At 50.8% G+C, this 14,456-nt stretch carries 15 protein-coding genes; 7 read left to right on the forward strand and 8 right to left on the reverse strand.

All coding sequences use genetic code 11. The annotated features are described in order from the left end of the window. Nucleotides 1–105: 105 nt before the first annotated feature. Entirely contained in the window at nt 106–537 is a 432-nt protein-coding gene (locus tag CWM53_RS06085) for a universal stress protein (RefSeq protein WP_008805007.1), read from the forward strand. A gap of 51 nt (nt 538–588) precedes the next feature. On the opposite strand, the gene CWM53_RS06090 is transcribed toward CWM53_RS06085, so the two are convergent. Together CWM53_RS06090 and ydfG are read right to left on the reverse strand one after the other, a co-directional pair. Beyond that, nucleotides 589–1,275, reverse strand: coding sequence for a GntR family transcriptional regulator (locus tag CWM53_RS06090; RefSeq protein ID WP_008805006.1), 687 nt, complete (start codon nt 1,273–1,275; stop codon nt 589–591). 91 nt (nt 1,276–1,366) lie between these two features. Next, on the reverse strand, nt 1,367–2,116 hold the full coding sequence (gene ydfG / locus CWM53_RS06095; protein WP_061154691.1) for a bifunctional NADP-dependent 3-hydroxy acid dehydrogenase/3-hydroxypropionate dehydrogenase YdfG: 750 nt from the start codon (nt 2,114–2,116) through the stop codon (nt 1,367–1,369). 130 nt (nt 2,117–2,246) lie between these two features. Here ydfG and dcp point away from each other — a divergent pair, with 130 nt between their 5' ends. Next, a complete protein-coding gene (gene dcp, locus CWM53_RS06100; RefSeq protein ID WP_100631909.1) occupies nt 2,247–4,292 on the forward strand; it encodes a peptidyl-dipeptidase Dcp in 2,046 nt (681 codons plus the stop codon). Nucleotides 4,293–4,447: 155 nt separating this feature from the next. On the opposite strand, the gene CWM53_RS06105 is transcribed toward dcp, so the two are convergent. After that, the gene (locus CWM53_RS06105; protein ID WP_050887873.1) at nt 4,448–4,918 is read right to left on the reverse strand and encodes a GNAT family N-acetyltransferase; all 471 of its coding nucleotides are present in this window, start codon (nt 4,916–4,918) and stop codon (nt 4,448–4,450) included. 293 nt (nt 4,919–5,211) lie between these two features. Between CWM53_RS06105 and CWM53_RS06110 the strand changes: the two genes are divergently transcribed. After that, nucleotides 5,212–6,906 carry a thiamine pyrophosphate-binding protein gene (locus CWM53_RS06110; RefSeq protein WP_100631908.1) on the forward strand — a complete coding sequence of 565 codons (1,695 nt, stop codon included), beginning with the start codon at nt 5,212–5,214 and terminating at the stop codon, nt 6,904–6,906. On the opposite strand, the gene CWM53_RS06115 is transcribed toward CWM53_RS06110, so the two are convergent. From CWM53_RS06115 to CWM53_RS06125, 3 genes are all read right to left on the reverse strand, one after another. Further along, nucleotides 6,903–7,823 carry a LysR family transcriptional regulator gene (locus CWM53_RS06115; RefSeq protein WP_074385941.1) on the reverse strand — a complete coding sequence of 307 codons (921 nt, stop codon included), beginning with the start codon at nt 7,821–7,823 and terminating at the stop codon, nt 6,903–6,905. The genes CWM53_RS06110 and CWM53_RS06115 overlap by 4 nt on opposite strands. A 67-nt stretch (nt 7,824–7,890) precedes the next feature. Continuing rightward, nucleotides 7,891–8,523 carry a histidine phosphatase family protein gene (locus tag CWM53_RS06120; RefSeq protein WP_077268392.1) on the reverse strand — a complete coding sequence of 211 codons (633 nt, stop codon included), beginning with the start codon at nt 8,521–8,523 and terminating at the stop codon, nt 7,891–7,893. 293 nt (nt 8,524–8,816) lie between these two features. Further along, complete coding sequence (locus CWM53_RS06125; RefSeq protein WP_061154682.1) at nt 8,817–9,221, reverse strand: carboxymuconolactone decarboxylase family protein; 405 nt, start codon at nt 9,219–9,221, stop codon at nt 8,817–8,819. A gap of 101 nt (nt 9,222–9,322) precedes the next feature. Here CWM53_RS06125 and CWM53_RS06130 point away from each other — a divergent pair, with 101 nt between their 5' ends. Continuing rightward, on the forward strand, nt 9,323–10,234 hold the full coding sequence (locus tag CWM53_RS06130) for a LysR family transcriptional regulator (protein WP_074385940.1): 912 nt from the start codon (nt 9,323–9,325) through the stop codon (nt 10,232–10,234). A 690-nt stretch (nt 10,235–10,924) separates the two neighbouring features. Here the strand turns inward: CWM53_RS06130 and CWM53_RS06140 are convergent. Then, nucleotides 10,925–11,206, reverse strand: coding sequence for a hypothetical protein (locus CWM53_RS06140; protein ID WP_176713413.1), 282 nt, complete (start codon nt 11,204–11,206; stop codon nt 10,925–10,927). Nucleotides 11,207–11,303: 97 nt separating this feature from the next. Between CWM53_RS06140 and CWM53_RS06145 the strand changes: the two genes are divergently transcribed. The 3 genes from CWM53_RS06145 to CWM53_RS06155 all read left to right on the forward strand — a co-directional run bounded on the left by CWM53_RS06145 (nt 11,304) and on the right by CWM53_RS06155 (nt 13,367). After that, on the forward strand, nt 11,304–11,885 hold the full coding sequence (locus CWM53_RS06145) for a cytochrome b/b6 domain-containing protein (RefSeq protein ID WP_074386202.1): 582 nt from the start codon (nt 11,304–11,306) through the stop codon (nt 11,883–11,885). A 53-nt stretch (nt 11,886–11,938) separates the two neighbouring features. Continuing rightward, nucleotides 11,939–12,628, forward strand: coding sequence for a VIT family protein (locus tag CWM53_RS06150; RefSeq protein ID WP_100631904.1), 690 nt, complete (start codon nt 11,939–11,941; stop codon nt 12,626–12,628). Between the two features lie 145 nt (nt 12,629–12,773). After that, a complete protein-coding gene (locus tag CWM53_RS06155; RefSeq protein WP_100729876.1) occupies nt 12,774–13,367 on the forward strand; it encodes a LysE family translocator in 594 nt (197 codons plus the stop codon). Nucleotides 13,368–13,371: 4 nt separating this feature from the next. Here CWM53_RS06155 and CWM53_RS06160 read toward each other — a convergent pair whose 3' ends face one another. After that, on the reverse strand, nt 13,372–14,265 hold the full coding sequence (locus tag CWM53_RS06160; protein WP_074385936.1) for a LysR family transcriptional regulator: 894 nt from the start codon (nt 14,263–14,265) through the stop codon (nt 13,372–13,374). Nucleotides 14,266–14,456 lie beyond the last annotated feature (191 nt).

The following is a 14,456-nucleotide window of genomic DNA, read 5'->3' on the forward strand; positions in this document are numbered from 1 at the left end:
AGATAATTAGCTGTTATTTTTCCGATTAATGGCTGGTAATTTACTGCCATAATGGCATAGTTAAGTCATTGAAAAAGAACTTTCTCTGGAAAAGGAGTACGGGCCATGTATAAAAAAATTTTATTGCCTGTTGATGTCTTTGAAATGGATTTAAGCGATAAAGCTGTGCGTCACGCGGAATTCCTCGCCACTGCAGAAAACGGTGAAATCACATTGCTCAACGTTCTGCCGAACAGCAGTCGTTCACTATTACGCGGCTTTACGGCGGATATTCGTAAATTTGAAGCCTATATGAAAGAAGAGTCGGAGAAAAAGATGCGCGAGGTGGCGCGACTGTTCGACATCCCGATGTCGCGGATCCATACCCGGGTGGTCTTTGGTAACGTGCGCGACGAAATTCTGGCTATCAGTAATAACGAAGAGTTCGATGTGATAGTGGTTGGCTCCCGCAAACCGGGCATCTCCACCCATCTGCTGGGCTCCAACGCCGAGTCGATTCTGCGCTACGCCAAAACGCCGGTGCTGGTCGTCCGTTAATCCCCTCAATGACGACGGCTGCGTCAGCCACGCTGGGCAGCCGTCTGACCATTAATCTTCGCTAAACCAGTCGCGGTTCTCCTGGCGGATCAGTAACACGGACTCGCTGATTTCATGCAGATGGACATTCATTGCCTGCTCTACTGCCTCCGCGTCGCGTTTTTCCAGCGCGGTGAAAATCTCATGGTGCTGACGCAGGAGCATCTCCGGCGAGGTGATATGGTCCAGGCTCATGTAGCGCACGCGGTCGATGGCGGCTTTAATATTTTCCACCGTATCCCATGCCAGCTGACAATCGGCAATGATCGACAGCTTCTGGTGAAACTCATCATCAAGCAGGAAAAAGTCGTTTGATTGTTGTCTGTCGACGGCAATACGCTGCTGATGGAGATTCTGCTCCAGCTGATAAACCTGTTCATCGTTAATCATGCCGGCGGCGCGGCGGACCACCGCGCACTCAATCGCCTGGCGGACAAAGCAACCATTGCGCACCTGCGACAAGGAAATTTTATTGACGTAGCTGCCGCGCTGGGGACGTATCTGGATAAGCCCATTTTCTGCCAGCTTGATGAAGGCCTCGCGCACCGGCTGACGCGACACATCGAAACGCACGGAGACTTCTTTCTCGGACAGCGGTGTGCCAGGCGGGATCAGGCAGTGAACGATATCCCGGCGGAGGATGCGATAAATTTGCTGATTGACGGGTTGCGTCGGATTCAGTTGCGATTCTGCGGCCATTGATGGTTACTTTTTAAGGGATTATGCGCACTATTTTACGCGTTTTTTGCGGTTCCGCCCATACCCGGCCCGCAGGCCGGGTGGCTGACGGTTAGCCCTGACGGTGAATACTGAGTCCGGCAAAGCTCTGGCTCACCGGCATCATCTCCAGGGTGTTGATGTTGACGTGCTTCGGCAGGGTGGCCACCCACCAGACCGCCTCGGTCACATCTTCCGGCGTCAGGGCTTCGGTGTTCTCATAAGTTTTCCCGGCTTTGGCGTCATCACCTTTAAAGCGGACGTTGGAGAACTCGGTGCCTCCCACCAGACCCGGCTCGATGTCGGTGACGCGCACCGCGGTGCCGTGCAGGTCGGTACGAAGATTCAGGCTGAACTGACGGACGAAGGCTTTGGTCGCCCCATAGACGTTGCCCCCGGCATAAGGCCAGCTGCCTGCCGTGGAGCCAATGTTAATGATATGCCCGCGATTGCGCTCCACCATACCCGGCAGGACCGCGCGGGTCATGTACACCAGCCCTTTATTATTGGTGTCGATCATATCTTCCCAGTCTTCCACGCTGGCGCGGTGAGCCGGCTCCAGACCCAGCGCCAGACCGGCGTTATTCACCAGGACGTCAATCGCCTGCCACTCAGCGGGCAGATCGGCAATCAGCGTCTCAATGGCGGCGCGGTTACGGACGTCAAGCTGGGCGATATAAAGGTTATCACCGAGGTCGTCTTTCAGCGTCTTCAGGCGCTCTTCACGACGTCCGGTGGCAATCACTTTATGGCCGTTAGCGACGAAACGGCGAGTAATACTTTCACCAAAACCGGCAGTGGCACCGGTAACCATGATAATCATCTTACTGTTCCTCAACGCTTTTTGTGTTTTCATACCATAGCACGCACAGACGGCGACCGGTAACGGAAATCATTGCGACCCCTTAAGGAGAAGCCTAATCTTACAGGATTAGCCTGTGCAGGAGAGAAAGATGTCTGAACAAAATCCCTTTTTTAGCGTCAGTTTGCTGCCTTACCAGGCACCCCCGTTTGATCTCATCCAGGACTGCCACTATCGCCCGGCGTTTGATGAGGGTGTCCGGCAGCAGCGCGCGGAGATCCGCGCGATAATCGACAGCCCGGAGCCGGCGAATTTTGCCAACACTCTTGAGGCCCTTGAACAGAGCGGACAGCTGCTGGCGCGAGTGACGCGGGTCTTTTTCGCCATGGCTGGCGCCCACACCAACCCGTTCATTCAGTCTCTGGATGAAGAATTTTCCGCTGAGCTCGCCGAGCTGGGGAATGACATCTGGCTTAACGAGGCCTTGTTTCAGCGAGTGAACAGCGTCTATGAGCAGCGTGACGCGCTGGCGTTAGACAGCGAATCTCATCGTCTCCTGACCCTCACCTGGCAACGTTTTGTTCATGCCGGGGCGACGCTGGCGCCGGCGCAGAAGGCGGTGCTGCGCACGCTGAACACCGAAGCGGCGACCCTGCAAAGTCAGTTCCAGCAGCGGCTGCTGGGGGCGGCCAAAAGCGGTGGCCTGGTGGTTGATTACCGACATCAACTGGATGGCCTGGCGGATGAGGAGATAGCGGCGGCGGCCGATGCGGCGCAGGAAAAAGGGCTCAGTGACCGCTGGCTGCTGACGCTGACCAATACCACCCAGCAGCCGCCGCTGCTCTCTTTGCGCGACCGACAGACGCGGGAGAATCTCTTTGCCGCTGGCTGGACGCGCAATCAGCAGGGCGATGAGCATGATACACGTCGCCTGGTGCTGCGACTGGCGGCGATCCGCGCGCAGCAGGCGGAGCTGCTGGGCGCGGCCGATTACGCCAGCTGGGCGCTGACCGATCAAATGGCGGCCTCTCCGGCGGAGGCATTAACTTTTATGCGCCGGATCGCGCCGGCAGCGCGGGCGCGGGCGGAACGAGAGCTGGCTGACATCCAGCAGGTGATTGACAACGAGGGCGGGGCGTTTCGCGCCGCGGCATGGGACTGGCTCTATTACAGCGAACAGGTGCGGCGAGCTGCCTTTGCCATTGATGATGCGCAGCTTAAACCCTATTTTGCTCTCGAGCGCGTGCTGCAGGATGGCGTCTTCTGGACGGCCACGCAGCTCTTTGGCCTCCGCTTTGTCGAGCGCTTCGATATCCCCGTCTATCACCCGGATGTTCGGGTCTGGGAGATCTTCGATCACAACGGCGAAGGGATGGCGCTGTTTTACGGTGACTACTACGCTCGCGACTCAAAGAGCGGCGGCGCCTGGATGGATGTGTTTGTCGAACAGTCTACCCTGCGGGAGCAGCGACCGGTTATCTACAATGTCTGCAACTACGCCCGGCCGCAGGCAGGGCAGAGCGCGCTGTTGTCGTGGGATGAGGTGATCACTCTGTTCCATGAGTTTGGCCATACCCTGCATGGGCTGTTCGCCAGCCAGCGTTACGCCAGTCTCTCCGGAACCAATACCCCGCGCGATTTTGTCGAATTTCCTTCGCAGATCTTCGAACACTGGGCCAGCCAGCCGCAGGTGTTTGCCCACTACGCGAAGCACTACCAGTCCGGGGAGCCGATGCCGGAAGCGCTACGCGACAATATGTTGCGTGCGGCAACCTTCAATAAAGGGTACGACATGAGCGAGTTGTTGGCTGCTGCGTTGCTTGATATGCGCTGGCATAGCCTGTCGACCTCGGCAATACCGGCGGACGTGGATGGGTTTGAGCAGAAGATATTGCAGGAAGAACACCTGGATCTGGCGGCCGTTCCGCCGCGCTATCGCAGCAGCTATTTCTCCCATATCTTCGGCGGCGGTTATGCGGCAGGCTATTACGCCTATCTGTGGACCCAGATGCTGGCCGACGACGGCTATCAGTGGTTTGTGGAGCACGGCGGTTTGACCCGTGAGAACGGTCAGCGCTTCCGGGAAGCGATTCTGTCGCGCGGCAATAGCACTGATTTAGCTGAACTTTATCGCCAGTGGCGCGGGCACGATCCACAGATTGAGCCGATGCTGAAAAATCGCGGGTTGAATGCGTAGGGCCATTTCGGGCTGGCACGATAACCGGGCGCGATGCCCGGTTTTTTATCCAATTTTTTCGGCAAAACCGCTGCAAAAGTCTTTCCGAAAATGAATCCTTAAACCAGGTAAAATTTGCAGGAGGATAGAGCCCCATTTTTTCACGTAGCTCAAATTTATAGTGTGATGGACATATCCATGCAACGGAGATCTGTTTGGGCAAGTCTTGATGGGGATGTCGTTTCCTTGATAAACATAAAGCCATGCTTTTCGTAGAAAGTTTGCGCGTTTGGTGTTGAGGTCAGGGTTAGCTGTTTCAGCCCTCTTGTCATCGCCTCTTCTTTAATCGTTTCAATAATCAGGCTAGCAAAACCTTTACCAAAAAAATCCGGCAATGTAAAAATAGCTTCTACGCTACCCTCGGTAAGATCCAGATACCCCGTTGCCACCAATCCTGTATCTGGCAGCTCGACAACAAAGAAAGGATTTTCCGTAATTACCTCCCTGTAATGTTCAGGCATCGCTTCGGGTGTCCAGGCTTCAAGTACCTTGGCGCTATAACTTGGCTTACATCCTTCCCGGATAGAAAGGTTCCTTATATTCCAACATTCCTCTGCCTCTTCTGGTACAGCAAGTCTGATTTTCATTTGTTCTTCCTTTTCGTCTTATTATCTTTATAGATTTATCATGAAACGGGTTCGTTTCAACTCTGTTTGGCAAAAGAGTAAAGTCCGCGCCTGGTCCTGTGCAGACGGAGCGTGGAGCCAGCGCTTCGACGCAGAACACTTTCCATCTCCTGGCGGACAGCGCATGACTTCCCATACCTAAAAGGGTATAGCTGGGCATCAATATAGTATTGGAAAGGGGGTTAGACCCGTGATTAAGATTGAATCACCCGCCAGACAGGGCGAACGAATACCCAGACAGAGGTGATCATTCTATGAGTAACGCAATAACTAAAGTCCAGAACGCCAATGCACGCCGTGGCGGTGATGTATTGTTAGAAGTTCTGGAAAGTGAAGGGGTGGAATATGTATTTGGTAATCCGGGGACAACCGAACTGCCGTTTATGGATGCGCTGTTAAGAAAACCGTCAATTCAGTACGTGTTAGCTCTGCAGGAAGCGAGTGCAGTCGCCATGGCGGACGGTTATGCGCAGGCAGCAAAAAAACCAGGCTTTCTGAATCTGCATACCGCCGGTGGTTTAGGCCACGGCATGGGAAATCTGTTGAATGCAAAATGCTCACAGACACCACTGGTGGTGACGGCGGGGCAGCAGGATTCACGCCACACGACAACCGACCCATTATTGTTGGGTGATCTGGTCGGTATGGGTAAAACGTTCGCGAAATGGTCACAGGAGGTTACCCACGTTGATCAGCTACCGGTATTAGTTCGCCGGGCCTTTCACGATTCTGACGCTGCACCGAAAGGCTCCGTTTTCCTGTCGCTTCCGATGGATGTGATGGAGGCGATGAGTGCTATCGGCATCGGCGCGCCTTCTACTATCGACCGCAATGCAGTCGCGGGTTCGTTACCTTTGTTGGCGAGTAAGCTGGCGGCATTTACTCCGGGTAACGTCGCACTGATTGCCGGCGACGAAATCTATCAAAGTGAAGCGGCCAATGAGGTTGTTGCTCTTGCTGAGATGCTTGCCGCTGACGTGTACGGTTCAACATGGCCGAACCGGATCCCCTATCCAACAGCACACCCTCTCTGGCGGGGCAATCTGTCCACGAAAGCGACGGAAATTAACCGAGCATTAAGCCAGTACGATGCTATTTTTGCCCTTGGCGGTAAGTCGCTTATCACTATTCTTTATACCGAAGGTCAGGCAGTGCCGGACCAGTGTAAAGTGTTCCAGTTATCAGCTGATGCAGGCGACCTGGGACGCACCTACAGTAGTGAACTCTCCGTGGTTGGCGATATTAAATCATCGTTAATGTCACTGCTACCTGAACTGGAGAAAGCCACGGCAAACCATCGCCGTGATTATCAACGCCGTTTTGAAAAGGCGGTTAATGAGTTTGAATTAAGCAAAGAACGTCTGCTCGGACAGGTTCAGGAACAACAATCTGCTACGGTAATTACGCCGTTGGTGGCGGCATTTGAGGCAGCAAGGGCGATCGGACCAGATGTGGCCATTGTTGACGAGGCGATTGCCACCAGCGGCTCGCTTCGCAAATCTCTCAACAGTCACCGTGCGGATCAATATGCCTTTTTACGCGGCGGTGGCCTGGGATGGGGAATGCCCGCGGCTGTCGGCTATTCACTCGGTTTGGGAAAAGCGCCTGTGGTGTGCTTTGTGGGAGATGGCGCGGCGATGTACTCCCCTCAGGCTCTCTGGACGGCCGCACATGAAAAACTGCCAGTCACCTTTATTGTCATGAATAATACGGAATATAACGTATTGAAAAACTTCATGCGTTCTCAGGCAGATTATACGTCGGCCCAAACAGATCGCTTCATCGCAATGGATTTGGTTAATCCGGCAGTGGATTATCAGGCACTGGGTGCATCGATGGGGCTGGAGACCCGAAAAGTTATCCGTGCCGGCGATATCGCCCCGGCCGTTGAGGCCGCGCTGGCGAGTGGCAAGCCTAACGTGATCGAAATCATCATCAGTAAAAGTTAATCGTTAATCCGTCCGGACTGTGCCGCATCCAGTTTATCCTTGATACTGCGGCACAGGTTCACAAAACCCGGTAAAGCCGGATTCGTGTTCTTTGCCGACCACATCAGCATATTCTCCACCATATTCGGATTTTCCAGCCTCCGGTAAACCACACCGCGTAATTGAGCATTCTCCATACTGGCAGGAATAAGCGCGACACCAACACCATGGGCCACAAAATTCATCACAGTCTGCTGCACGGAGGCTTCCAGACCTATTTGCGGACTAAATCCAGCTTTGAGGCACTGATGAAGGATGGAATCATAGAGCATCGGCGCGCTCTGGCGCGGAACCGTGATGAACGGGTCATCACAGAGTGATTCAAGTCTGAAATGCTCGCGTTGAGCCTGAGAGTGGTTGGCAGGAAGGGCGGCGATGAGCGGCTCACGCAAGAGCACCAGTGAATGAATTCCCGGCGTGGCCGTCTCGGAGAAGCTAATTGCCGCGTCCAATCTGCCATCCTGTAATGCGGCATGTAAATCAGAGGGGACCCTCTCCTGAAAATGCAATTCCACGTCGGAACAGGTATTCCTGTGCTGCATCGCAACATGCGGCACAACGCTATAGCTGGCATACATTGTTGCGCCTAATTTCAGAACCCCTTTCTGCCCTGATTCTATTGCTCGTACGTTATTACAGGCCTGCTCCAGCATTGCCAGCATTGCGCGACAGTCCAGCAGAAATTGCTCACCGGCAAGGGTTAAACTGACCCCTTTAGCGGCCCGGTTAAATAGCTTTGCACCGAGGATAGTTTCCAGCTGGGCTATTTGCCGGCTTAAGGGAGGCTGCGAAATATTAAGTTTACTGGCGGCTTTGCCAATGTTTCCGGTTTCAGCAACAGTGCAAAAGTTAATCAACTGATTAAGGGTCGGTTTCATAAGCATTCCTGAAGCAGGTTCATACCTTCCAGGGTATCACTTGTTTGCCGCAGAGAGGCATATGAAATTAAGCGTTCTGGCGTTCAAGTTGAAGCAGGTGTGTGGCCACTCCCCATCTGATTGCTATGCATTTCCCATCCCGGAAATCGAACACCGAGTAACTTGCATTAGGGTGAGCGTACCGCGAAAAGTTTTCAATAGTTCCTTCTTTAAGCACCGCCAGCACGCCCTGGCTGACTTGCCCATGCGTGACAATACAGACGCGCTGATGTTCTGTGGTTTCTTGTAGGTTTTGTATGAAACCTGTCACTCGTCGGGTTGCTTGTGCTAATGACTCTCCCTCTGGCGGGCAATACTCGGCATCATGAGTGAATAACGCATGCGCATCGTGGGGACGTTGTTGCATGAGTTGTGACGTTAACATACCTTCGAACTGGCCAAAGGCCTGTTCTTTGAGGGCCGGCTCAGCTATCAATGGGCAACGAAAACGGTCAGCCAGGCGCTGTCCCATTTGCCAGGCACGACCAAGCGGAGACGTGTAAACGCAGTCTACCCGGTAATCACTCGCTGCAAACGCGGCAAGTAAAGCTAATGTTTGGCGCTCCCCCCGAGGGGTTAACGCACTATCACTCTGTCCCTGAATCATTCCTTTTATATTCCACTCTGTTTCCGCGTGTCGAACAAGTATCACTTGCATCATTAAATGGCCATGTATGGTGTTGATTTAACTGCTACAGTTTAGACAAATCCCTTTAATAGAGTGGGATTTTTAGCACTGAACGAAGACAGATTCTGCCTCCCCGCTTTCCTTGTATCTGACAGTATGTCGTGATGAGATACCGTCTCTGAAATCGAGTGAGCCATCCCATTCCCTAAATCAGTGACGCCCGGTTAGGAATGTGATGCAGACAATCCAAAAAAACGCGCCAGACAATGACCCGAGCCAGCACGCTTGTCAAATGGGATGGCTAGAATGGCAAACAGCAATTTTCTTCAGGACATTTTCGCTTCGACGTTTAACTCAGCATTTAAAATATCGCGTATATTGACGAGTGCATTGCGCACCGCGGCGCCTCCTGCATAAAACAGTAATTGCAGGACAACCTCGATGATTTCTTCTCTGGTTGCCCCTGCATTTAGCGCTGCCTGAGCGTGCGCCCTCAATTGTGGAACTGTATGACCCAGAGTGACACAGGAAGCAATGACAACCAGCTCCCGCGTTTTAGCGTCCAGCCCCGGGCGTGCAAGGATGCCTCCCATAGCCCATTCGATCGAGATATCAGTAAAATCAGGGCACAAATCGGCCATGTCCTTTCGTAGTTCTTCTCCCGCACCATTTCCATACAGCTCATTAAACAATCTCATTCCTCGCTCACGGAGCTCTGTATTGGTCATCATTTTTAACCCTCCCGCACTAAGTGAAAACAGATTAAAACCTGCTGGTGAAATTTGATAAACAGCGTTATGTTTTTATCTTTAACAAGCCAGGCTTGATAATAATGAATAAACTGGAAAGTATGGCGGTGTTTGTCCGCGTCGTGGACAGAGGCAGCTTTAGCGCTGTTGCTGAAGAGATGCGAATCAGCGGAACCATGGTTGGGCTACATATCAAAGCGTTAGAGGAACATCTCGGCGTTCGCTTACTTAATCGCACAACGCGTCGGCAAAGTCTGACCGATTTTGGTCAGGTTTATTATCAGAGTTGCCGCCGGATATTAGCTGATATTGAAGATAGCGAGTCACAGGCATTTGCTCTTCACCAGAAGCCACGTGGAAAACTGAGAGTAGGTTGCCCAGTCTCCTTTGGTGTCCATGCGCTTTCGCCTGTTACTGCTCAGTTTCTTATTGAATGGACTGATATGGCAGTAGACCTGGTGCTGAGCGATAAATCGATGGATATGGCAGATGAAGGTTTGGATGTCATGATTAAGATTGGTGAGCTCCTGCATGTTAATACACTTGTTGCCCGTCCGATAGCGCCATACCGGTCAGTCATGTGTGCCTCTCCGGCCTATATAAAACGGGCAGGGGAACCCATAACACCTGAAGAATTATGCCATCATCGATGTCTTGGGTTTGCCCATCCCATTGCAGCGAATGAATGGACACTTCAGAGGGAAGGCAAACCTGTCAGATCTCCGGTAAACATCACGATGACCTGTAACAATGGGGAAGCATTGCGAAGGGCAGCATTGAATGGATTGGGAATTATTATGCAACCCGAGATCCTGTTGGCTGAAGATTTGCAAAATGGCCGACTGCTGCCTCTGATGTCTGAATTTCAACCATTAGCTAAGCCAGTGCATATATTGACCTTTGCAAACCGTCAACAGTTACCAAAAATCCGTTTATACGTTGATTTTTTATTGAAAAATTTCAGTGCATCACTCTACGCATTGAACCTTTCATAAATAATGAATTGTACGCGGCTACGGTTGACCGAATGCCGCGTCGGTGGCAGAGAGGCACCATCTGACGTTGATAAGACGTAATAATTCGCCTCTGTTCCTGAACACTCCCGAGCGCGCGTCACTTTTTAATCTTGACTTTGCATAAGATTGCTCGGTATGTTTCTCATCGTAGTGTATTATACCAGATGAAATAAAGCCGTCTGAGCGTGGATTATATCGTTCAAAGGATATATTCGCGCTAATGATTTTTATCCAGGGAAGCAATGAATAAGGAAGTGCGCGAGTGTCTGATTGGAATATTATTGTGCTGTCTCTATTTTCAGCGACGTACCTCCCTTTGTTCTGGTTCGTAGGCATGCGGATAGCCTCTGAGGACATTCTCAGAAAGAATAAATTTTACGAAGCGGATCCAAATGTTTTAGTCCCTGGATGGGCGAAGACATGCACGACGGTATTCTGTGTTTTGCACTACTGCCTGTTCCTCATACCGTTGACTATGATTGACTGGTTACATGGTTTGGCTGCATTTGGCGCAGGGATTCTGTTGCTTGTGTTTCTCCCTTTCTTCAGGAAAAGCTATATGCCTGTTTTTAAAGCACACGCTATGCGCGTTCACAGGAGGGACCCTTCAACAGGACGATTATTAATTCGTGTGTTGAAGGCTAAGACTTTTGGTTGAAAATGCTCTGTTTAGCCTTTATTCATATTACGTAAGTCTTCTGGCAAACCAGGTCCATCCGGTAACCAACCTGGCTGAATCTGGGTAGCTTTGCCTGGAGCACCAGGATCAACATGAGCCAGCGCCAAACGAACCACGATAATGTTTACCCCTTTGGCCAGCATTGAGGCAGCGGCTTCTTCTGTCGCTCCATAAGGAAATAAGGCGGAGGAGACAGGTGCATCAGTTTCACGAGTAAGTCCATGGATGCTATTAGCTGCTGAGATAGACGGTATGGTTTGCCTTTTATTCACACATCATTCAGTGCATTTCAATATCAAGGCGTTAAGGTTGCGTTAACAAACAGACGCAATACTGATGTGGCCGATCCCCTCATAAAATGGCCAAATGATGAACGAAAAACTACGCAATGCGCTACCGCACAAAGACATCCCTTTTTTCCGCCTGCTGCATATTATTGTCGCCACCCTGATTCTATTGCAGATCATTAGCTCTAATCTCACCGAAAGTGAGGCGCTTCGCGACGTATCTCTGACCGGGGTCGTGACATGGTTCCATGTTATCTCTGGATTAGCGCTGATTGTTCTTGGTGTAGTGATGCTGGTATGGATGCTTAAACAACGTGGGTTTCGTTACTATTTTGCCTGGTTGTCCCTTGATTTTCGCGGTGTAGTTGAAGACATTAAAATGCTAATGACATTTCGTCTTCCTGAAGCACATGCCGGTGGCATAGCGGCGATGATCCAGGGGCTTGGCGTACTTGCTTTGCTGGCGGTCGCACTCTGTGGAGGGCTCTGGTTTGTACTGGACATTGCGCCAGGGGCGTCATCGGCGCTGGCAGAAGCGGTCCTGCATTTGCATAAATTTCTGACGGTGTTCATTGAAACCTATTTCTGGGCACATGGTGCGATGGGATTGCTGCATATCTTCCTCACCTTTCGCAGTCAAAGGAAACATCCCGTTGTGGAGTAATCTTGTGCTCTCTCGCTAATCCCGATGAGGATGCGTATTAAAAGGAAAAAGGCATGCATCTTGAACGACACAGCATTGAAAAAGTCGGTTGGTTAAGGGCGGCGGTACTCGGGGCGAATGACGGGATTGTCTCTACCGCCAGCCTGGTGCTCGGCGTGGCGTCTGCAAATACCAGCCCTTCGGGCGTGTTGCTGGCCGGTGTCGCCGGGCTGGTTGCTGGAGCCATGTCGATGGCAACAGGGGAATATGTTTCGGTATCATCCCAGGCGGATACGGAAACCGCCGCGCTTGCCGAGGAAAAAAGTGAGCTGGACGCAGATTATCAGGGAGAGGTACGGGAACTGACGTCCCTTTATATCCAGCGCGGACTTGAGCCTGCGCTTGCCCGCCAGGTTGCAGAGCAGCTCATGGCCAAAGACGCCCTGGAGGCTCATGCCCGCGAAGAGCTGGGACTAACGGACACTCATTCTGCGCGACCTTTGCAGGCGGCCCTCTTTTCGGCCATGAGTTTTTCAGCCGGGGCGGGGTTGCCCTTGATCGTTGCAGTGCTTTCGCCAGCAAAACTGATTTTTATCGCTATTTTCCTTTCCACTCTCTTTTCACTGGCGGCTCTTGGCTATCTCTCTTCCATGGTGAGTAACGCACCGCCTGTCAGAGCTATCAGCAGAATTACGTTCTGGAGCACGCTGGCCATGCTTTTTTCGATGGGGATTGGGCGTATAGCCGGGCAGGTACTGTTGTAAAAATCGCTAAATTATCAAACACACCTTTAGAGAAAGAGCCATTTAATCTAACGTCCATATCGGGGTAGTCTTTAAATATAGCGAAATAACTTGTTATATAAGTTTCGCTACACCGATATCTTTCATTGAAAAAGTGGATGAAAAAATGGTTTTGATTGCTACTATGTTTCTGTACTCTCTGGCTCTGTCGTTTTCGCCTGGCCCGGTCAATATGGTCATTATCTCTTCCGGTGTTATACATGGCTTTAGAAAAACATTCGCCTTCGTATCCGGTGCGACGCTTGGTTTCACCTTGTTACTTATCTTTGTTAGTTTTGGGGTATACACAGTCATTGCCACGCATCCACAATTTTTCAAATACCTGAATGTTCTCGGCTCGATTTTTATACTGTATCAGGGATATAAAATTGCTACATCACACCCTGATTGGTCATTAAAAAAAGAAAATGCCCCCGGATTTGTTCAGGGAGTGTTAATGCAATGGCTCAACCCAAAAGCCTGGGCTGCCTGTACCTCTGGAACGACCTTGTTTTCTGAGCCATCAACCAGTCTGCCGCTAATACTTTTTATTATTATTTACTTTTTTATCTGTTATATCTCATTATCCATTTGGGCAATGTTTGGTGATAAAATGTCAATATTTCTTCAGGGAAGGACACAAATCCGCATCTTTAATTTATTGATGGGCGGTTTTTTATGCGTTATCGCATGTTATATGCTTTATCCACAATTATTTTAACTGTTCAAAGCTTATGTTGTTCCATGGAGTTATAAATGTAATTGATTAATTTATAGGCAGCGCTGCTGGTTGATATATTGGCAGGCCAAATGGCATAAACTTTTAGCGGCTCTAATGACCAGTCAGGAAGTACTTCATGCACCTCCCCGAGTTTAACATCATTTTCGCAGAGGAAACGGGGAGGTACGGCAAGTCCTATGTTTTGTTTAGCAAGAACATAGGCAGCTTCAATGTTATCAACGCATACCATAGGAGCATACTTAATGACCGCCAGTTCGCCGTTTTTGTGCCTGAACTCTCGAATGTTCTCTCTCATTGTTAACCCAATCCACGGCAGGGATCCCAGCTCAACGGGATGGTTAATGGGCTTGTGCTGCATGAGCAAGCCCTTTGACGCTACCAGTTGTCGTGGCAGAACAAATAGATGCCTTGCTTTGAGTGAACTGTCGGGAAGTTCGCCAATACGGAAGGCGACATCAATGCTATCGGCGATGATGTCCTCACGCAGATCACTATAAGAAATACTCAGGGAAATATCCGGGTTTTCTTTAATAAAATTCGCGAGATGGCGGGTGAATGGGCCGTTTAAAAAAACAGCAGGGAGGGAAATGCGCAGCTTGCCGACGGTAGAAATAGAGCGTTGTTTAAATTCAATGACGCCCTTTTCATACAACTCCAGCATCGATCTGGCGGTCTCCAGCAAACTGATGCCATCCTGGGTTAGTGAAATCTTCCGCGTATTTCTGTACAGCAAGGCGCTATTGAGGTTTTTCTCAAGTCTGGATAAATGTGTGCTTGCCGTGGCGGTCGTCAGGCCTAACGCTGCGGCGCCACCTGAGATTGAACCTCGTTCTACAATTTTGGCAAATACTATCAGGTAGCGGATGTCATCGATCATTTACAGTCCTGTGTTCACTCAGTCATGCTGTGCGTAGAGCCAGCAAAAGCTTCAATCCATCATAGAATTAACATATCTTATTTTCATCACCGGCAGCATATTTTTTCAAGCGCTTCACAACGCGGGCTAACCGGTTCCCGGGTATGCAAATTTGTGCTTAAATGAGCAGGCATAAATCCTCGAAGCATCAT

Origin of the sequence: Klebsiella sp. A-Nf5, assembly GCF_002810545.1 — a bacterium.
Taxonomy (GTDB): domain Bacteria; phylum Pseudomonadota; class Gammaproteobacteria; order Enterobacterales; family Enterobacteriaceae; genus Klebsiella; species Klebsiella variicola.